The following is a 19,540-nucleotide window of genomic DNA, read 5'->3' as shown; positions in this document are numbered from 1 at the left end:
TCACCTCGCTCGATACGTGGAGACGACGCCGGATCAGTCAGCTGATGCTGGCATGCAACCGGGTTCGCCGATTGCTGTATACCCCCCAGAACACCCTGAAACGCTACCGATGACCCGCACGCCGGTGTACCGGCTCTCCCCTTTTTTTGGATGGCCTGCGCTTAAGAATAGTTGGTTATCCGCAAGGTCAAGGGCGAGCGGTGGAGAAGTTGCGAACGACCGTTCGTCAGGTGGGCTGCAAGCCCGCGTGGGGCGCGGGCTGCAGTAAAAATGAAAAATTATTCGGCAGTGCCTTGGGCGGTCTCGGCCGGGTAGGTGGTGCGCCACAGTTCGAAGCCGCCATCGACGCTGTACACGTCGGAGAAGCCCTGGCCTACCAGGTAGGCGGCTGCACTCTGGCTGGAGTTGCCGTGGTAGCAGACCACGAGGGTCGGGGCATCCAGGTCGGCATTGCGGATGAACTCGGCGACCGAATGGTTATCCAGGTGCCGGGCGCCAGTGATGTGGCCGGCGGCAAAGGCTTGCGGGTCGCGAATGTCGACGACTACCGCACCTTGCGCGCGCAGGGCCAGGGCCTGCTCGGGAGGGATGCGCTTGAATTCGCTCATGGGTACGGCTTCCTTCAGGGGTGGTCGATAAGTGTAGGTGGTCAGGCGGGGAGGCGTAAGTTACCGTCGTCGGCGCAGTCACAGCGGTGGTATTCGCCGCTGTCGACGTTGTACAGGGTCATGGCGCCGCCCCACACGCAGCCGGTGTCGAGGGCGATGATACCGGGCACGTCGACCTGGCCCTGGAGTGCTGCCCAGTGGCCGAAGATGATCTTCACGTGGCGCGAGCGGCGCTCCTTGTGCGCAAACCAGGGCTTGTAGCCTTTGGGCGCAGTGTCCAGGCCTTCCTTGCTCTTGAGGTCAAGCTTGCCTGCCGCGGTGCAGAAGCGCATGCGCGTGAGGTAGTTGGTGATGACCCGCAGGCGCTCGACGCCGGTGAGGCTCTTGCTCCACTTGTTCGGCTCGTTGCCGTACATGCCGTCCAGGTATGGCTGCAGGCGGTTGTCGTCGCGCAGCACTTGCTCGACTTCTCCTGCCAGTTGCAGCGCCTGGCCGAGTGTCCACTGCGGTGGGATGCCGGCATGCACCAGGGCGATGCCGCGGGGCTCGTCGTAATGCAGCAGTTTCTGCTGGCGTAGCCAGTCGAACAGCCGGTCGGCATCCGGTGCCTCGATGATCTCGCGCAGGGTATCGCTTTTTTTCAGACGCTCGACGTTGTGCCAGGCGGCCAGCAGGTGCAGGTCATGGTTGCCCAGCACGCACACCAGCGACTGGCGGATCGAATAGAGATAACGCAGGGTTTCCAGTGACTCGGGGCCACGGTTGACCAGGTCGCCGACCAGCCACAGGCGGTCGACCGCCGGGTTGAAGTTGACCCTCGCGAGCAGGCATTTGAGCGGTTCCAGGCAGCCTTGCAGGTCTCCGACGGCGTAGGTGGCCATCAGTGCAGCGCCCCCGGGACCGCAAGGCGGAACGGCGCGATGTCGGCTTCGAAGCGCTTGCCGTCTTCGGCGAACATCTCGTAACTGCCCTGCATGGTGCCGACGCGCGTGCTGATCACCGCGCCACTGCTGTAGGTATGGCTCTGGCCGGGTTCGATGGTCGGCTGCTGGCCGACAACGCCGGCGCCGCGTACTTCCTCGACCTCGCCGTCACCGTTGGTGATCAGCCAGTGGCGCGACAGCAGCTTGGCCTTGACCGAGCCGTTGTTTTGCACGGTGATGGTGTAGGCGAAGGCGAAGCGACTGCTTTCGGGGTCGGATTGTTCTTTCAGGTAACGGGTCACGACGCTGACGTCGATCTGATAGCGAGGGTCGGACATGCAAGGGCCTTGGGCGAACTGACGCAATAATGCAGTCTAGGCCATTGGCGGGGGGGAGGGCCAGCGGTGTGGGGCATTGAGCCTGTGTTGTCTGTGCCGGCCCTTTCGCGGGTAAACCCGCTCCCACAGGGGCAGCACAGATTTCGAATTCTATGGGGACCTTGTGGGAACGGTTTTACCCGCGAAGGGGCCGGTGCAGGCTGAATCAGGCTTGCTGAGCAGCCAGCTGGTCGGCCAGGCGCACGAAGGCTGCGAGGTCGAGCTGTTCAGGGCGCAGGCTGCCATCCACGCCAGCGGCTTCGATGGCGGCACTGTCGAGCAGACCTTTCATCGTGTTGCGCAGGGTCTTGCGACGCTGGTTGAACGCTTCGCGCACCACCTGCTCCAGCAACCGTGCATCCTTGGCCGGATGCGGCAGCACTTCATGCGGCACCAGGCGCACGATAGCCGAATCGACCTTCGGCGGCGGGTTGAACGCGCCAGGGCCAACGTTGAACAGGTGCTCCACGCGGCAGTGGTATTGCACCATGATCGACAGGCGGCCCCAATCGCCACCGCCTGGGCCGGCAGCCATGCGCTCGACCACTTCCTTCTGCAACATGAAGTGCATGTCACGGATCAGCCCGGCGTGGCTGAGCAGGTGGAAGATCAGCGGAGTGGAGATGTTGTAGGGCAGGTTGCCGACCACCTTGAGGCTGCGTGGCGGCACGCCCAGCTGGTTGAAGTCGAACTTCAGGGCGTCACCCTGGTGCAGGCGGAAATTGCTGCGGCCGGCAAACTTGTGCTGCAGGATCGGCACCAGGTCTTTGTCCAGCTCCACCACGTCCAGCTGGGCACCACTGCCCAGCAGGCCTTCGGTCAGGGCGCCCTGGCCCGGGCCGATTTCCAGCAGGTGTTCGCCAGCCTTGGCGTTGATGGCGCGCAGGATGCGGTCGATGATGCCCGCATCGTGCAGGAAGTTCTGGCCGAAGCGCTTGCGCGCCCGGTGTTGGTATTGCTCGTTCATGGTCGGTTCTCGGCCATCTGGTAGGCGGTTTCCAGGGCGACGCGCAGGCTGCCGGTGTCGACCTTGCCGCTGCCGGCGAGGTCCAGGGCGGTACCGTGGTCGACCGATGTGCGGATGATCGGCAGGCCCAGGGTCACGTTGACGGCAGCGCCGAAGCCCTTGTACTTGAGCACGGGCAGGCCTTGGTCATGGTACATCGCCAGCACCGCATCGCAGTGCTCCAGATATTTGGGGGTAAACAGGGTATCGGCCGGCAGCGGGCCGCGCAGGTCCATGCCTTCGGTACGCAGGCGGGCCAGCGTCGGCTCGATGATGTCGATTTCTTCGCGGCCAAGATGGCCGCCTTCTCCGGCGTGCGGGTTGAGGCCGCAGACCAGGATGCGCGGGTTGGCAATGCCGAACTTGTCGCGCATGTCGGCGTGCAGGATGCGGGTGACCCGTTCCACGCGTTCGGCAGTGATGGCGTCGGCAATATCCCGCAGCGGCAGGTGCGTGGTCACCAGGGCTACACGCAAGCCGCGGGTGGCCAGCATCATCACCACCTGGGCGGTGTGGGTCAGGTCGGCAAGGAACTCGGTATGGCCGGAGAAGGCGATACCGCTTTCATTGATCACGCCCTTGTGCACGGGCGCGGTGATCATCCCGGCGAATTGCCCGTCAAGGCAACCTTGGCCGGCACGGGTCAGCGTCTCCAGTACGAATGCTGCGTTGGCTTGGTCCAGCTGGCCTGGCACCACTGGCGCGGCCAACGGTGTGTCCCACACGTACAGGCTGCCAGCTGGTGCAGGCTGGTCAGGCCATTGACCAGGCGTTACCGGCAGCAGGCTGACAGCCAGCCCCAGCTGCGTGGCCCGCTCGACGAGCAGGTCACGGCTGGTGATGGCAATCAGAGGGTGGGGCTGGGCGTCGGCGGCGAGCAGCAGGCACAGGTCGGGGCCTATGCCGGCTGGTTCGCCGGGGGTGACGGCGAAGCGCAGGGGCTTCACTGTGCGGCCTGGTCGGCGCCAGGCAGCTTGATTTCAACGTAGGCTTCGTCGCGGATCTGACGTAGCCAGGTCTGCAGCTCTTCGTCGTACTTGCGGTTGCGCAGCACGTTCATGGCCTGTTGCTCACGCGCCTGCTCGGTGCTGTCGGTGGCGCGGCGGCCCAGCACTTCCAGGACGTGCCAGCCGTACTGGGTCTTGAACGGTTTGGTCACCACACCTTGCTGGGCGTTGGCCATCTGCTCGCGGAACTCCGGTACCAGGCTGTTCGGGTCGACCCAGTTGAGGTCGCCGCCGTTGAGTGCGGAGCCTGGGTCTTCCGAGAAGCTCTTGGCCAGCTCGCCGAAGTCTTCGCCGTTCTGGATGCGCTCGTACAGGCGCTCGGCCAGTTGCTTGGTGGCCGCCTCGCTGCGAATCTCACTCGGCTTGATCAGGATGTGGCGGACATGCACTTCGTCACGCAGCACGTTCTCGCCGCCACCGCGCTTCTCCTCCAGCTTGAGGAGGATGAAACCGTTGGGGATGCGGATTGGCTGGGTGATGTCGCCGACCGCCATGCTGCTGAGCATCTTGGCGAAGTCCGGTGGCAGCTGGGCAGCTTTACGCCAGCCCATTTCACCACCCTCGAGGGCGTTTTCGCTGGCCGAGTTGGCAATCGCCACCTGGCCGAAGTCCGCGCCCTGACGCAGTTGCTGGTACAGGTCACCGACCTTGCGCGCCGCTTTCTGGATGTCGTCCGAGTTGGCGGCTTCCGGGGTCGGGATGAGGATGTTGGCCAGGCGGTACTCTTCCGACATCTGCATCTTGCCCATGTCTGAGGCGAGGAAGTTCTTAACTTCCTGCTCGGAAACCTGGATGCGCTCGGCAACCCGGCGCTGACGCACGCGACTGATGATCATCTCGCGCTTGACCTGCTCACGGGCGTCGTCGAACGACAGACCGTCATGGGCAAGGGCGGCGCGGAACTGCTCCAGCGACATGCCATTGCGCTGGGCAATGGTGCCGATGGCCTGGTTCAGCTCTTCGTCGGTGATGCGGATGCCCGAACGTTCGCCAATCTGCAGCTGCAGGTTCTCGACGATCAGGCGTTCCAGTACCTGCTGCTCCAGTGCGCCGGTCGGTGGCACACCGCCGCCACGCTTGGCAATGGTCTGCTGAACCTCGTGGACGCGCTGGTCCAGTTGGCTCTGCATGACCACGTCGTTGTCGACGATGGCCACCACGCGGTCCAGAGGTTGTACCGCGGCATGTACCGCGCCACTCAGCAATGCAGCGCCCAGCAACACCGGGCGCAGTCGATCAATAAGCTTGGTCTTCACGTGTACGGTAACCTTGAATGCCTTGGTCGAGGAACGATTCCACCTTGTTGCCCACTACGCCGCCGAGGCCTTTCAGGACGATTTGCAGGAAGATGCCGTGGTCGCCTTTTTCGTTGGCTGGCGTGGCCTGACTGAAGTCGTCGTAGTCGACCCAGTAACGGTTGATCAGGCGCAGCTTCCAGCAGCAGTTGTCGTACTCGAAACCGCCCATGGCTTCCAGGGTGCGGTTGCGGTTGTAGTCATGCTGCCAGCGGGCGATTACGCTCCATTGCGGTACGACCGGCCAGATGACCGAGAAGTCGTGTTGCTGGATCTTGTAGTAATCCTTGATGTAGTTCGGATCACCCGGGGTGCCGTAGTCGCCACCACCCACCTTCCAGGTACCGGTGGTGGAGTCGAAGGCGATGGTGTCGTTGCGGTAGCGATAACCGACGTTGACGATCTTGTTCGGGTTGTCTTCAGGCTGGTAGTGGAACATCGCGCTGCCCGAGCGGGTGCTGCGGCTGTCCGGATCCCAGTTGAAGTCCGAGTTGAAGCGCCAGTCGCGGTTGAAGAAGTAGTTGTACACCAGCGCGTATGGCGATACGTCGGACTGCGAGTCCTTGCGGGTGCGATAGTCGATACCCGGCAGCTGGACTTTACGATCCTTGAAGTAGTACGCCTGGCCGATACTGAAGTTCTGGCGCTCGAAGCCATTGTCCTCGATCCAGCGGGTGGTCACGCCCAGCGACAGCTTGTTCTCGTCGCCGATGCGGTCGGTGCCGGAGAAGCGGTTGTCACGGAACAGCGAGTCGTAGCTGAACAGGGTTTCGCCCGAGTCGAACAGCGGGATGTCCTTCTGGTCCTTGTACGGGACGTAGAGGTAGTACAGGCGCGGTTCGAGGGTCTGACGGTAATTGGTGCCGAACAGCGAGGTGTTGCGGTCGAAGTACAGGCCGCTATCGACAGAGGCGATCGGAATGTCGCGGTTCAGCGTGCTGTTGTAGCTGCCGTATGCCGGATTGGCCGACTGTGCGATCGCTTGCGCCTGGCCTTGGCTGTCCAGGTCGAGGTCATAGTGCGTGTATGCATACTTCAGTTTGGGCGTGATGTAGCCATAGCTGGCTTGCATCGGCAGGCTGATCGACGGCGCAACATTCAAGCGCGTACCGTTGGCCCGTGCAATGCCACTGATGTTCTGATCCAGGCGGCGGCCATCGGCGCCAGCGGTGGTGTCCAGATTGCCATCCTTGTCGAACACCGTGTCGTTCTTCAGATCGCGGTCGAAGCGCACTGCTTCGGTCTCGTAGCCAATGTTCAAGCCGCCTGGCTGGAATGGCAACATACCGTTGAGGGTGAGCTGCGGCAGCTTGTTGTACGGCGTGATCTGCGACAGGGTCGCCATCTCGTAGGCTTGCGCGTTCAGGCGAGCGGTGTAGCTGTCGCCACGCCAGGTGAGGGCACCCTGCTGATTGACCACGTCATTGCTCTTGACGCCGATCTGGTCGGTTTCCAGGTCCTGGAAGTAGAACGGGTCGCTGATGTCGGTGTAGTCAACTTCAGTCATCAGGCGCTCGTCCAGGCCACCTTTGTGCTGCCAGTTGATCATCCAGCGTTCTTTCTTGTAGTCCGTCTGCAGCTTGCGATCGTCATCCTCGTCGTTGAGGTAGCCGCCGCCGAACTGGCCTTCGCTGGACTTGGTCAGGTAGCGGAACTCGCCTTCCATCAGCAGGCCGCGCTTGGTCATGTAGCGCGGGTACAACGTGGCGTCATAGTTGGGCGCCAGGTTGAAGTAGTAAGGCGTGACCAGCATGAAGCCGGTGTCGCTGGTGCTGCTGAACGACGGTGGCAGGAAGCCGGACTGGCGACGGTCGTCGATCGGGAAGTAGATGTACGGTGTGTAGAACACCGGGAAATCCTTGACCCGCAGGGTGACGTTGGTCGCGGTACCGAAACCGGTTGCCGGGTTCAGGGTGATGTTGTTGCCCTTCAGCTGCCAGGCATTGCTACCCGGTTCGCAGGTGGTGTACGTACCGTCCTTGAGGCGGATGATGGCGTTTTCGCCACGCTTGGCGTACAGGGCGTTGCCGCGGATGTGCGACTTGTGCATCACGTATTCGGCGTTGTCGACCTGGGCTTCGCCGGTGTCGAGCTGGATCTGCGCCTGGTCGCCGACGACCAGCGAGCCATTGTCGCGAATCTTGACGTTGCCCTTGAGCTCGCCACGGTTCTCGGCCTGGTACAGGTTGGCTTCGTCGGCTTCGGCCTGCATGCTGCCCTGGCGCATGACCACGTCACCGGCCAGGGTAGCGATCTGCTGCTCCTGCTGGTACTTGGATACCTTGGCATTGATGTAGGTCGGCGACTCGTCCTTTGGCGTGGAGTCAGCCATGCCTGGGCGGGTAGGCTCGATGTAGGCGCCACCGCAATACGGGCCGGTCTCGGCCAGCTGGGCGGCAGTGAGCTTCTCGCGCGGCACCCAGTCGAGGTGGCTGTAGTCTTCGCTGCGCGACTTCAGGCCGCGGCCCTTGGCCTCGGTGACCAGCATCGGCTTGTCGGCGCTCTCGGCCTCGGCCGACTCCGTCCCGGTACCGGACGTGAGTGCGGCGCCTTCATGCACCGGGCGCGGAGGCAGGTTGTTGACTGGGGTCTTGGGCTTGCAGTCCCAACCACCGGAGGCGGACACTTGGCAGTCGAACTGCTCGGCTGCCACCACATAAGAGGTGGCCAGAGGTTGCATGGCCAGCAGACCGCCGGTTACCAGCAACGGAAACTTTCTACGAAACGCGGGGGATTTCAATGCCATCTTATTAGTCCGGGCTTCCTGCGTGCCATCTGCCCGCGTGTGGGGCCGCACGCCTCTCGATGGTCTGAAAAAGATGCTGGATAATAAAGCATGACCCGCTTGACGGCTAGGGCCGTCGGAGACCCTTGTAATGCCTGAACACGATGTACGCCTGCAACAACTGACTGTCTGGCTCCATGAGCAGCTCGATCAACTTTTCCGCAAGAACGCCTGGGGCGAGGTGCCCGAGGGCAGCCTGACCGCCGCCAGCAGCGATGCCAGCTTCCGCCGTTACTTCCGCTGGCAGGGTGCAGGCCACAGCTTCGTGATCATGGACGCGCCGCCGCCTCAGGAAAACTGCCGACCATTCGTCGCCATCGACCACCTGCTGGCCGGCGCCGGCGTGCATGTGCCGCAGATTCATGGTCAGGACCTGGAGCGCGGCTTCCTGCTGCTGGGTGACCTGGGTCGCCAGACTTACCTGGACATCATCAATGCCGAAAACGCCGACGCATTGTTCGCCGACGCCATCGATGCGCTGCTGGCCTTACAGCGCCTGCCGATGGACGTGCCATTGCCCAGCTACGATGACGCCTTGCTGCGCCGCGAAGTCGAACTGTTCCCGCAATGGTACGTAGGCCGTGAGCTGGGCCTGGCCTTCAGCGACGCGCAGAAGGCCAGCTGGCAACGTATCAGCCAGCTGCTGATCGACAGCGCCCTGGCTCAGCCCAAGGTGCTGGTGCACCGTGACTACATGCCGCGCAACCTGATGCAGAGCAGCCCCAACCCAGGCGTGCTGGACTTCCAGGACGCGGTCTACGGCCCGGTCACCTACGACATCACCTGCCTGTTCAAGGACGCTTTCCTCAGTTGGCCGCAGGCGCGGGTCGAGGGCTGGCTGCGCAGCTACTGGGAGCAGGCGCAAGTCGCCGGTATTCCAGTGCAGCCGGCGTTCGAAGATTTCCAGCGTGCCAGTGACCTGATGGGCGTGCAGCGCCACCTCAAGGTGATCGGTATCTTCGCGCGAATCTGCCATCGTGACGGAAAACCGCGTTATCTGGCCGACGTCCCGCGATTCTTCGCCTATATAGATGAAGTGGTCAGCCGTCGCCCGGAGCTTGCCGAACTGGGCCAGCTGATCGCCGATTTGCAAGCCGGAGCGCGTGCATGAAGGCAATGATTCTTGCGGCAGGCAAAGGCGAGCGCATGCGCCCGCTGACCCTGCATACCCCCAAACCGCTGGTGCCAGTCGCGGGTCAGCCACTGATCGAGTATCACCTGCGCGCACTGGCGGCGGCCGGGTTTACCGAGGTGGTGATCAACCACGCCTGGCTTGGCCAGCAGATTGAAGACCATCTTGGCGATGGCAGCCGGTTCGGCCTGCGCATCCGTTACTCGGCCGAAGGTGAGCCGCTGGAAACCGGCGGCGGAATCTTCAAGGCCTTGCCATTGCTGGGAAATGAGCCGTTCGCCCTGATCAACGGCGATGTCTGGACCGACTATGACCTGGCTCGCCTGCGCACGCCGTTGCACGGCCTGGCGCATCTGGTGCTGGTCGACAACCCGGGCCATCACGGGCGTGGTGACTTCCGCCTGAAGGGCGAACAGGTGGTCGATGGTGACGACGCCCCCGGCACGCTGACCTTCAGCGGCCTCTCGGTATTGCACCCGGCGTTGTTCGAAGGCTGCCAGGCGGGCGCCTTCAAACTGGCGCCGTTACTGCGCCAGGCGATGGCCGCAGGCCAGGTGAGTGGCGAGCACTACCGTGGCCACTGGGTGGATGTCGGCACCCTCGAGCGCCTGGCTGAAGCCGAGCGCTTGATCGGCGAGCGCGCCTGACATGTGGTGGCCAGGCACGCTAATCGGACTGGGCGCAGGCTTTGCGGTCGCCAGTATTCCCGGTGCGTTGCTCGGTGCCTTGCTGGGCCAGGCGATGGACCGGCGCATCCGCTTGCAGGGCTGGGAAGACATGCGCGAGCGCCTGGGCGGTCGCCCGGCCTTGCAAGACGATGAGTTGCTGTTCGTGCTGCTCGGGCGCCTGGCCAAGAGCGATGGCCGTGTGGCCGAACAGCACATTCAGCAGGCACGGCAGGAAATGGTCCGCCTGGACATGGCTGAGGCCGCGCGTTTGCGGGCGATAGCCGCGTTCAACCGGGGCAAGGCAGGCAAAGACAGGCTGACTGGCCACCTGCGCCGCATCCGGCTGCAACCGCATGCTGCCGAAGGCACCTTGCGCGCTTGCTGGCGCATGGCCTGGGCCGACGGCAAGGCCGGGCGGCGCGAGCGCGAACTGCTACTGGATTGGGGGCAGAAGCTGGGCCTGAGCCGGCGTCAGGTGCAGGCAATGTCGCTTGAGTACGAACCGCGCAAGGCGCCGGTGTCTGGTGGCGTGATGAACTATGCGGCAGCGCTGCGCCTGCTGGGCATCGAGGACGATACCGAAGGCGACCAGGTCAAGCAGGCTTACCGGCGCCTGGTCAGCAGGCATCATCCGGACAAGCTGGCGGGCAGCGGAGCGAGCGAGGCACAAGTGCGCGAAGCGACCGAGCGGACCCGCGAACTGCACCAAGCCTACGCCATCGTTCGCAAGCGGCGCGGGTTCTAGAAGGGGGCGCTCTGCGCCCCTGGCATTCCCGGCTATTGTTGCGGGCTCATCCAGCCCCGAACCCTGCGGAACAGCTGCTCCTGCTCACCGTCCTTGTTGGCTGGCATGGCGATCAGCGACAGCTGTTTATACTGGCTGTCCTTCTGCCGCTTGCTGGCCTGCAAGCGCTGCGCTGCAGCATTGCGCTCGCCAGTGCGGGTGGCGAAATAGAGATCGGCCGTCGGCACCTTGAGGGTGGGCGTCAGGCTTTCCAGGCCATGCTCGACCCGCGCCGGTGTCTGCGCAGCAACCATCACCAGCTTCTGCACCTGCGGCGGTTGCTGCTCGCTCAGGTAGCGTGCGGCCCAATAGGCGCCGCTGCCGTGGCCGATCAGTACGATGCTGCGCGAGTTGTGCTGCTGAGCGTAGGCCACGGCGGCGTCCAGGCGGGCGAAGATGCGTTCGGCGTCGGCCGCGTCGTTCTGCTCGCCAGCTTGCTCGGCGTCGGTGCTTTCTGCGGTATCGGCGTCGGCGGCGGTGGCCTGGGCGACGTTGGCGTTGGCGTCGGCGGGTGTGTCCTTGGCCGGGGCGCTTTCGCCCGCTTTTTTCTCAGGCTCTGCCGCTGGTTTGGCCTCGACCCGTGCCTGCGGGGCGTCGGCGAGCAGGTCGGGCAGGCTCACGCTCAGGCTGTGCCAGCCGATGTCCGGGAACTTGCGCCGCAGCGGGCCGACCACGTTGGGCCAGTCGGCATTTTCGCCAGCGCCAGGGACGATGATCACGGCACCCTGCGGATCGCTGTCGTTGGCCGGCTTCCACAGGGCCAGGAAGCTGTCCGCTCCAGCCTGCAGGGTCTGCTGTTCGGCCTTCGGCACCAGGCGCTCCAGGGCTTGTGCATCCTCCTGGCTGCGTTCCAGCAGGGGCGGGCGTGGCGCCGGGGCGGCGGGGGCCTCGGCTGCAGCCTCCGGCTTTGTGGCATCAGCGGCCAGGGCGCCGAGTGGTAGGAGCGAGGCCAGGCAGCACATTGCCAGCGTCGTGCGATAAAGTGTGGACATGAATCAACCCAAGGCCAGAATGATACCGGCAGCCTAATAGTATTTGCCCGCGGCGGCCATGCTGCATGGCCGCCCTTGCCAAGACGAGCGTGTAGATGAAGCGATTGCGTCGCCTGTTGGTTATCGGCGGTTTATGCCTGCCCTTGATCGCCTTGGCACGGCCGGACGTGCCGCCGACGGTGGTGCTGGAGCCTGCCCAGCAGCAATGGCTCGATAGCCATCGCAGCCTGCGGGTCGGCCTGGTGCTGCAAGCGCCCTACGCGCAGTTCGACCGCCGTCTGCAGCAGCTTTACGGCGCCAACGTCGAGTTGGTGAACAGCTTGGGGCAGGCATTGGGCCTTGACCTGACCTGGCGCAATTTCGCCGACCAGGCCAGCCTTGAACATGCCCTGCAGGCGGGTGAGATCGATTTTGCCCCCGGTCTGACGCAAACGCCGGCCAGCCTGCGCCTGTGGCTGTTCAGCGACCCTTACATGCGGGTACCGCAGCTGGTGGTAGGGCAACGCACCGGGGCGATGGCCGTGGAGCTGGAAAAGCTCGATGCACAAACCCGCGTCGCGGTGCGCATGCCCAGCGTCCTGGCCGACTACCTGCGCGGCAATTACAGCGGCCTCAACCTGCAGGGCGTGCCCAGCGAACGCGAGGCTTTGCAACTGGTGGTCGGTGGCCAGGCCAGTTATGCCGTGCTCGATGAGGCACAGCTGAGTCGGCTATCACGGGAAAGCGAGTTCGCCGAGCTGGTGGTGGTGGGTGATATCGGCTTGCCGCAATTGCTCCGGGTGGGCTCGCGACGCGACTGGCCGGTGCTTGCCGATGTGCTCGAGCGCGGGTTGCAGGCAATGCCGGCCAAGGAGCTGGAGCAACTTCACCAGCGTTGGTTGCAACCCAAATACCCGCGCTTGAGCGAGTCGCCTGGCTTCTGGCAGAACCTGGCCCTGCTGTTCGGCCTGTTGCTGCTGTGCGCCCTGGCCACGCTGGTGTGGCAGCGTCGCCAGCAACGCCAGCTGGAGCGCAGCCTGCTGGCCACGCGGGAAAGCCTGACCGAGCGGCAAGGGCGGGAGGAGGCACTGCGCCTGAGCCAGTTTGCCATCGATCAGAGCACGGTGGGCATTCTCTGGGTCAACTGGGACAGCCATGTGCGCTACGCCAACCATGCAGTGGAGGACATGCTCGGCTATGCCGAGGCCGAACTGCTGGAACGCCCGCTGAGCGATTTCGAGCCCAACCTGACCATGGATCGCTGGCTCGAACTGTGGAAGGGGGCCCGTGCCGGCGATGGCGGTGCCCGGCAGTTCGAAACCCAGTGCCGGCGGGCCGATGGCAGCTTGCTGCCGGTAGAACTGTCGCTCAGTTTCCTGCGTTTTCGCGATGCTGAATACCTGGTGGTGTACCTCGCCGATGTCACCGAGCGCCATCGCGCCCTGGCGGCATTGCGCGAAAGCGAGGCGCGGCTCAAGGGCATTGCGGGCAACGTTCCAGGCCTGGTGTTCCGCCTCGAGCCCGCGCCTGCCGAAGGTGAACCGGAGTTTCCTTACATCAGCGAGGGCAGCGAGGCACTGGTCGGCTACACACCTGCGCAGATCCAGCACCCGCTGATGGGGCTGCGCAATCTCGTTCATCCAGACGATCGGGCCGACTATCACCAGGTACAGGATCTGGCCATCGCCAGCGATAAGGACTGGTCGTGGCAAGGGCGCATCCTCACCCGCCAGGGTGAGCAACGCTGGGCCGACATCAAGGCCAGTGCCCGCCGTTTGTCCAATGGCCGGGTGGCCTGGGACGGTGTTGTCTGGGACATCACCCAAGGCAAGCGTGCCGAACTGGCGCTGGCCCAGTCACAGGAGCAGTTGCGCGAGCTGTCGGCGCATCTGGAAAGCGTGCGCGAGGAAGAAAAGGCCCGCATCGCCCGTGAAGTGCATGATGAGCTGGGCCAGATGCTGACCGTGCTCAAGCTGGAAGTGTCGATGTGCGAGCTGGCCTTCGGCGAACTCGACCCTGGGTTGCATGAGCGCCTGGGCAGCATGAAGCGCCTGATCGCCCAGCTGTTCCAGCTGGTGCGCGACGTCGCCACCGCGTTGCGCCCGCCGATTCTCGATGCGGGCATCGCCTCGGCCATCGAATGGCAGGCGCGGCGCTTCGAAGCGCGCACGCAGATACCCTGCCTGGTGCAGGTACCGGATAATCTGCCCGCATTGAGCGATGCCAAGGCCACCGGTTTGTTCCGTATCCTGCAGGAGGCGCTGACCAACGTGATGCGACACGCCCAGGCGCACAGTGTGGAGATCGAGCTGGTGCGTGAAGACGGGCAACTGCGCATGACCGTCAGCGACGATGGCACCGGGTTCTGCCGGGACCAGCCCAGGCCCACATCGTTCGGCCTGGTCGGCGTGCGTGAACGGGTGCTGATGCTTGGTGGCAGCATGGCATTGGACAGTGAACCAGGCGAGGGCACCAGCCTGAGCGTGGCCATTCCCTTGGAGTAGGAGAGCGAGCGTGATTCGAGTGCTGGTGGCCGAAGACCACACCATTGTCCGGGAAGGCATCAAACAGTTGATCGGCCTGGCCAAGGACATGCAGGTGGCAGGGGAGGCCGGGAATGGCGAGCAGTTGCTCGAGACCTTGCGCCACACGCCCTGCGAGGTGGTGTTGCTGGACATTTCCATGCCGGGGGTGAGCGGCCTGGAGGCGATCCCGCGTATCCGTGCGCTGCACGATGCCCCGGCAATCCTGATGCTGTCGATGCATGATGAGGCGCAGATGGCCGCCCGTGCGCTGAAGGCCGGCGCCGCTGGCTATGCGACCAAGGACAGCGACCCGGCCCTGCTGCTGACGGCCATTCGCCGGGTGGCGAGCGGCGGGCGTTACATCGACCCGGCGCTGGCTGACCGCATGGTCTTCGAGGTGGGGCTGACCGAAACCCGGCCGCTGCACACGCTGCTCTCCGAGCGCGAATTTTCGGTGTTCGAGCGCCTGGCCCAGGGTGCCAACGTCAACGACATCGCCCAACAGCTGGCGCTGTCGAGCAAGACCATCAGCACCCACAAGGCCAGGCTGATGCAGAAGCTCAAGGTCAATTCGCTGGCGGAGCTGGTGAAGTACGCCATGGAGCACAAACTGGTCTGAGTGTTCTGATTGCGACAGCTGCCATATCCGACACAGTGGCGAACCCTGTGGGAGCAACTGTCTTGCTCAATGTCTAGAATCTGGCGCTCAGATCCCTGTGGGAGCGGGCTTGCCCGCGAACACGGGCGAAGCCCGTGCCATTCACCACGGTGTCGGCTTCGCGGGCCAGTGCGCTCCCACAGGGAGTTGTCTCTGTGCTGAAAGCGCCGTTCTTGTAGGGCAATCCCTACAGCAAAACTTCCAGCCGGATGATCGCATTCTCTCAGCACCGCCGATTTTCGGGCGCCTGCGGCTCTTCTACTCTTTTGCCTACGCAGTCATTCCAACAAGAAGGTGCAGGCATGAGCGAGGCGAATTCGAACGCTGCCACCGGCGAGACGCTGGTCAGCTTCCGTGGTGTGCAGAAGAGCTACGACGGCGAATCGCTGATCGTCAAAAACCTCAACCTGGACATTCGCAAGGGTGAATTCCTTACCCTGCTCGGCCCCTCGGGTTCGGGCAAGACCACCAGCCTGATGATGCTGGCCGGTTTCGAAACCCCCACCGCCGGTGAGATCCAGCTTGCCGGGCGTTCGATCAACAACGTGCCGCCGCACAAGCGTGACATCGGCATGGTGTTCCAGAACTACGCCTTGTTCCCGCACATGACCGTGGCCGAGAACCTGGCCTTCCCGCTGACGGTGCGCGGCCTGAGCAAGACCGACATCAGCGAGCGGGTCAAGCGTGTGCTGAACATGGTCCAGCTCGATGCCTTCGCCAAGCGCTACCCCGGGCAGCTGTCCGGTGGCCAGCAGCAGCGCGTGGCGCTGGCCCGGGCGCTGGTGTTCGAACCTCAGCTGGTGCTGATGGACGAACCGCTGGGTGCCCTCGACAAGCAACTGCGTGAACACATGCAGATGGAGATCAAGCACATTCACCAGCGCCTGGGCGTGACCGTGGTCTACGTGACCCACGACCAGGGCGAGGCGCTGACCATGTCCGACCGCGTGGCAGTGTTCCACCAGGGCGAGATCCAGCAGATCGCCGACCCGCGCACCCTCTATGAAGAGCCCTGCAACACCTTCGTCGCCAACTTCATCGGCGAGAACAACCGCATCAACGGCACCCTGCTGGCCAGCGATGGCAAGCGTTGCCAGGTGCAGTTGGCCCGCGGCGAACGGGTCGAGGCGCTGGCGGTGAATGTCGGCCAGGCCGGCGAGCCGGTGACCCTGTCGGTACGCCCCGAGCGTGTGCGCCTCAACGGCCACAGCGAAAGCTGCGTCAACCGCTTCTCCGGCCGAGTGGCCGAGTTCATCTACCTGGGCGACCACGTACGGGTGCGCCTGGAAGTCTGCGGCAAGGCCGACTTCTTCGTGAAGCAGCCGATCGCCGAGCTCGACCCGGCGCTGGCCGTGGGCGATGTGGTACCGCTGGGCTGGGAGGTGGAGCACGCCCGCGCGCTCGATCCGATTGCCGAAGCCCACTGATGGATTGCTTCACCAACCCTGTACTGTGGAGAGAATAATAATGCGCAAGCAGTTGAAACTGACCGCCCTGGCCCTCGGCCTGTGCGCCGCCGGCCAGAGCATGGCGGCGGACCTGACCGTGGTTTCCTTCGGCGGTGCCAACAAGGCGGCCCAGGTCAAGGCGTTCTACGAGCCATGGGAGAAGGCCGGCAAGGGCAAGATCGTCGCAGGCGAGTACAACGGTGAAATGGCCAAGGTCAAAGCCATGGTCGACACCAACAGCGTGTCGTGGAACCTGGTGGAGGTTGAGTCGCCAGAGTTGGCCCGTGGTTGCGACGAAGGCATGTTCGAAGAACTCGACCCGGCACTGTTCGGCAACGAGTCCGACTATGTGAAGGGCGCCATCCAGCCGTGCGGCGTGGGCTTCTTCGTCTGGTCGACGGTGCTGGCCTACAACGCCGACAAGCTCAAGACCGCCCCGACCAGCTGGGCCGACTTCTGGGACACCAAGAAATTCCCGGGCAAGCGTGGCCTGCGCAAGGGTGCCAAGTACACCCTCGAGTTCGCCCTGATGGCCGACGGCGTGGCGCCGAAGGACGTGTATCAGGTGCTGGGCACCAAGGAAGGCGTGGATCGCGCGTTCAAGAAGCTCGACGAACTCAAGCCGAGCATCCAGTGGTGGGAAGCGGGCGCCCAGCCGCCACAGTACCTGGCCTCGGGTGACGTGGTCATGAGCTCGGCCTACAACGGCCGTATCGCCGCCGTGCAGAAAGAGAGCAACCTCAAGGTGGTGTGGAACGGCGGCATCTACGATTTCGACGCCTGGGCGATCCCGAAAGGCGCCAAGGATGTGGAAGAGGCCAAGAAGTTCATCGCCTACACCGTGCAGCCGGAGCAGCAGAAGACCTACTCCGAGAACATCGCCTACGGGCCGGCCAACTCCAAGGCCGTACCGCTGCTGGCCGATGCGGTGAAGAAAGACATGCCGACCACGCCTGAGAACATTGCCAACCAGGTGCAGATCGACGTGGCCTTCTGGGCCGACAACAGCGAGCAGCTGGAGCAACGCTTCAACGCCTGGGCGGCGAAGAAGTAAGAAACCGGGAAGCGGGGCCGCTGTGCGGCCCATCGCTGGCAAGCCAGCTCCTGCAGGGGCCACGCCATTTCCGAGGTCGGTGTGGCAACTGAGGAGAGATTCCACAGGGATCAGCAGCTTCCAAGCCAGTGCAGTACCTGTGGGAGCCGGGCTTGCCGGCGATGGGCTGCGCAGCAGCCCCAATTTCAGCCTGTATCGCGGAGTTCGCCATGGCCATTGCAGTGCCCCTCAACGAAGGCGCAGGTCCAAGCCTCAAGCAGCGCCTCAAGCATGCCGAGCGGGTCAACCGCTGGAAAGCGCAGGCGTTGATCGCGCCGCTGGCGCTGTTTCTCCTGCTGGTGTTCCTGGTGCCGATCGCGGCGCTGCTGTACAAGAGCGTCGGCAACCCGGAAGTGGTGGGCGGCCTGCCACGCACGGTTGAAGTGATCAGCCAGTGGGACGGCAAGAGCCTGCCCGGTGAAGACGTCTACAAGGCGCTGAGCCAGGACCTGGCCGAATCACGCAAGAACCAGACCCTGGGCGACCTTTCCAAACGCCTGAACATGGAGCTGGCCGGCTACCGCAGCCTGCTGGCCAAGACTGCACGGGCGCTGCCATTCAAGGCCGAGCCTGCTTCTTATAAAGATGCCTTGCAGGCGCTCGACGAACGTTGGGGCGACCCGGCCTACTGGCAGGCGATCCGCCGCAATACCAGTTCGGTGACCTCGTTCTACCTGCTGGCTTCGCTCGACCACCGTATCGATGACCTCGGCGAGCTGGCCAAGGCCACGCCCGACCAGGCCATTTACCTGGATATCTTTGCCCGCACCCTGTGGATGGGTGTGGTGATCACCGCCATCTGCCTGGTGCTGGCCTATCCGCTGGCCTACCTGCTGGCCAACCTGCCAACCCGACAGAGCAACTTGCTGATGATTCTGGTGCTGCTGCCATTCTGGACTTCGATCCTGGTGCGGGTGGCCGCGTGGATCGTGCTGCTGCAGTCCGGCGGTTTGATCAACAGCGCGCTGATGGCGATGGGCATCATCGACCAGCCGCTGGAACTGGTGTTCAACCGCACCGGCGTGTACATCTCGATGGTGCACATTCTGCTGCCGTTCATGATCCTGCCGCTGTACAGCGTGATGAAGGGGATTTCGCCGAGTTACATGCGCGCGGCGATTTCGCTGGGCTGCCACCCGTTCGCCAGCTTCTGGCGGGTGTACTTCCCGCAGACCTACGCCGGGGTAGGTGCCGGTTGCTTGCTGGTGTTCATCCTGGCCATCGGTTACTACATCACCCCGGCGCTGCTCGGCAGCCCGAACGACCAGATGGTCAGCTACTTCGTCGCCTTCTACACCAACACCAGCATCAACTGGGGCATGGCCACCGCCCTGGGTGGGTTGCTGCTGCTGGCGACCGTGTTGTTGTACCTGATCTATAGCTGGCTGGTCGGCGCCAGCCGCCTGCGCCTGAGCTGAGGAGCCTTGAGATGCTGAGCCCCTACATGTCGCCCGTCGAACGGGTGTGGTTCTACACCCTGCGCACCCTTTGCGGCCTGATCCTGCTGTTCCTGGTGCTGCCGGTGCTGGTGATCGTGCCGCTGTCCTTCAACAGTGGCAGCTTCCTGGTGTACCCGCTGCAGGGCTTCTCGCTGCAGTGGTACCACGACTTCTTCGCCTCGGCCGAGTGGATGCGGGCGCTGAAGAACAGCATCATCGTCGCGCCGGCGGCCACCGTGTTGGCGATGGTCTTCGGCACCTTGGCATCGATCGGCCTGACCCGTGGCGATTTCCCCGGCAAGTCGCTGGTGATGGCGCTGGTGATTTCGCCGATGGTGGTGCCGGTGGTGATCATCGGCGTGGCCAGCTACCTGTTCTTTGCCCCCTTGGGCATGGGCAACAGCTTCATCTCGCTGATCCTGGTGCACGCGGTGCTGGGTGTGCCGTTCGTCATCATCACCGTGTCGGCGACCTTGCAGGGCTTCAACTACAACCTGGTACGTGCTGCGGCCAGCCTGGGCGCGTCGCCGTTGCTGACCTTCCGTCGGGTGACCTTGCCGCTGATTGCCCCTGGGGTGATCTCGGGTGCGCTGTTCGCCTTTGCCACGTCGTTCGATGAAGTGGTGGTCACGTTGTTCCTTGCCGGGCCGGAGCAGGCGACCCTGCCACGGCAGATGTTCAGCGGCATTCGCGAGAACCTCAGCCCGACCATCGCGGCGGCGGCGACCTTGCTGATCGCTTTCTCGGTGGTGCTGTTGCTGACCCTGGAGTGGTTGCGCGGGCGTAGCGAGAAGCTCAGGACGCAACAACCCGCCTGATGA

At 63.9% G+C, this 19,540-nt stretch carries 17 protein-coding genes; 9 read left to right on the top strand and 8 right to left on the bottom strand.

The window, feature by feature from the left end; all coding sequences use genetic code 11:
* Positions 1 to 278: 278 nt before the first annotated feature.
* The 7 genes from glpE to OCX61_RS25075 form a co-directional block, all read right to left on the bottom strand.
* Positions 279 to 608 carry a thiosulfate sulfurtransferase GlpE gene (gene glpE, locus OCX61_RS25105; protein WP_261941806.1) on the bottom strand — a complete coding sequence of 110 codons (330 nt, stop codon included), beginning with the start codon at positions 606 to 608 and terminating at the stop codon, positions 279 to 281.
* Between the two features lie 41 nt (positions 609 to 649).
* Positions 650 to 1,489 carry a symmetrical bis(5'-nucleosyl)-tetraphosphatase gene (locus OCX61_RS25100; protein ID WP_261941805.1) on the bottom strand — a complete coding sequence of 280 codons (840 nt, stop codon included), beginning with the start codon at positions 1,487 to 1,489 and terminating at the stop codon, positions 650 to 652.
* Positions 1,489 to 1,869 (bottom strand): Co2+/Mg2+ efflux facilitator ApaG/CorD, encoded by a 381-nt coding sequence (gene apaG / locus OCX61_RS25095; protein ID WP_261941804.1) that lies wholly within the window; start codon positions 1,867 to 1,869, stop codon positions 1,489 to 1,491. The genes OCX61_RS25100 and apaG overlap by 1 nt, the downstream gene beginning before the upstream one ends.
* A gap of 205 nt (positions 1,870 to 2,074) precedes the next feature.
* The gene (gene rsmA / locus OCX61_RS25090; protein WP_261941803.1) at positions 2,075 to 2,875 is read right to left on the bottom strand and encodes a 16S rRNA (adenine(1518)-N(6)/adenine(1519)-N(6))-dimethyltransferase RsmA; all 801 of its coding nucleotides are present in this window, start codon (positions 2,873 to 2,875) and stop codon (positions 2,075 to 2,077) included.
* Positions 2,872 to 3,861 (bottom strand): 4-hydroxythreonine-4-phosphate dehydrogenase PdxA, encoded by a 990-nt coding sequence (gene pdxA / locus OCX61_RS25085; RefSeq protein ID WP_261941802.1) that lies wholly within the window; start codon positions 3,859 to 3,861, stop codon positions 2,872 to 2,874. Before pdxA ends, rsmA begins: the two co-directional genes overlap by 4 nt.
* Complete coding sequence (locus OCX61_RS25080; protein WP_261941801.1) at positions 3,858 to 5,177, bottom strand: peptidylprolyl isomerase; 1,320 nt, start codon at positions 5,175 to 5,177, stop codon at positions 3,858 to 3,860. The genes pdxA and OCX61_RS25080 overlap by 4 nt, the downstream gene beginning before the upstream one ends.
* Positions 5,158 to 7,962 (bottom strand): LPS-assembly protein LptD, encoded by a 2,805-nt coding sequence (locus tag OCX61_RS25075; RefSeq protein ID WP_261941800.1) that lies wholly within the window; start codon positions 7,960 to 7,962, stop codon positions 5,158 to 5,160. The genes OCX61_RS25080 and OCX61_RS25075 overlap by 20 nt, the downstream gene beginning before the upstream one ends.
* Before the next feature lie 130 nt (positions 7,963 to 8,092).
* Here OCX61_RS25075 and OCX61_RS25070 point away from each other — a divergent pair, with 130 nt between their 5' ends.
* From OCX61_RS25070 to OCX61_RS25060, 3 genes are read left to right on the top strand one after another with little or no spacing between them, the layout of a single operon-like run.
* A complete protein-coding gene (locus tag OCX61_RS25070) occupies positions 8,093 to 9,112 on the top strand; it encodes an aminoglycoside phosphotransferase family protein (RefSeq protein ID WP_261941799.1) in 1,020 nt (339 codons plus the stop codon).
* The gene (gene murU, locus OCX61_RS25065) at positions 9,109 to 9,780 is read left to right on the top strand and encodes an N-acetylmuramate alpha-1-phosphate uridylyltransferase MurU (protein WP_261941798.1); all 672 of its coding nucleotides are present in this window, start codon (positions 9,109 to 9,111) and stop codon (positions 9,778 to 9,780) included. The genes OCX61_RS25070 and murU overlap by 4 nt, the downstream gene beginning before the upstream one ends.
* A 1-nt stretch (position 9,781) precedes the next feature.
* The gene (locus OCX61_RS25060; RefSeq protein WP_261941797.1) at positions 9,782 to 10,546 is read left to right on the top strand and encodes a TerB family tellurite resistance protein; all 765 of its coding nucleotides are present in this window, start codon (positions 9,782 to 9,784) and stop codon (positions 10,544 to 10,546) included.
* Between the two features lie 32 nt (positions 10,547 to 10,578).
* Here the strand turns inward: OCX61_RS25060 and OCX61_RS25055 are convergent, their stop codons facing one another.
* Positions 10,579 to 11,577 carry an alpha/beta hydrolase family protein gene (locus tag OCX61_RS25055; RefSeq protein WP_261941796.1) on the bottom strand — a complete coding sequence of 333 codons (999 nt, stop codon included), beginning with the start codon at positions 11,575 to 11,577 and terminating at the stop codon, positions 10,579 to 10,581.
* A 95-nt stretch (positions 11,578 to 11,672) separates the two neighbouring features.
* Here OCX61_RS25055 and OCX61_RS25050 point away from each other — a divergent pair, with 95 nt between their 5' ends.
* The 6 genes from OCX61_RS25050 to OCX61_RS25025 all read left to right on the top strand — a co-directional run bounded on the left by OCX61_RS25050 (position 11,673) and on the right by OCX61_RS25025 (position 19,537).
* Positions 11,673 to 14,060 (top strand): PAS domain-containing sensor histidine kinase, encoded by a 2,388-nt coding sequence (locus OCX61_RS25050; RefSeq protein ID WP_261941795.1) that lies wholly within the window; start codon positions 11,673 to 11,675, stop codon positions 14,058 to 14,060.
* Between the two features lie 10 nt (positions 14,061 to 14,070).
* Positions 14,071 to 14,700, top strand: a complete 630-nt coding sequence (locus OCX61_RS25045) for a response regulator (RefSeq protein WP_027917453.1) — start codon at positions 14,071 to 14,073, stop codon at positions 14,698 to 14,700.
* A gap of 341 nt (positions 14,701 to 15,041) precedes the next feature.
* On the top strand, positions 15,042 to 16,166 hold the full coding sequence (locus OCX61_RS25040) for an ABC transporter ATP-binding protein (RefSeq protein WP_085676222.1): 1,125 nt from the start codon (positions 15,042 to 15,044) through the stop codon (positions 16,164 to 16,166).
* Between the two features lie 40 nt (positions 16,167 to 16,206).
* On the top strand, positions 16,207 to 17,241 hold the full coding sequence (locus OCX61_RS25035; RefSeq protein WP_054885207.1) for an ABC transporter substrate-binding protein: 1,035 nt from the start codon (positions 16,207 to 16,209) through the stop codon (positions 17,239 to 17,241).
* A gap of 209 nt (positions 17,242 to 17,450) precedes the next feature.
* Positions 17,451 to 18,698 carry an ABC transporter permease gene (locus OCX61_RS25030; RefSeq protein WP_103448737.1) on the top strand — a complete coding sequence of 416 codons (1,248 nt, stop codon included), beginning with the start codon at positions 17,451 to 17,453 and terminating at the stop codon, positions 18,696 to 18,698.
* 11 nt (positions 18,699 to 18,709) lie between these two features.
* Positions 18,710 to 19,537 (top strand): ABC transporter permease, encoded by an 828-nt coding sequence (locus OCX61_RS25025; RefSeq protein ID WP_261941794.1) that lies wholly within the window; start codon positions 18,710 to 18,712, stop codon positions 19,535 to 19,537.
* Positions 19,538 to 19,540 lie beyond the last annotated feature (3 nt).

The organism is Pseudomonas sp. LRP2-20 (genome assembly GCF_024349685.1).
Lineage (GTDB): Bacteria > Pseudomonadota > Gammaproteobacteria > Pseudomonadales > Pseudomonadaceae > Aquipseudomonas.
The sequence above is the reverse complement of the archived record's forward strand: the minus strand, read 5'-3'. Positions and strand labels throughout refer to the sequence as shown.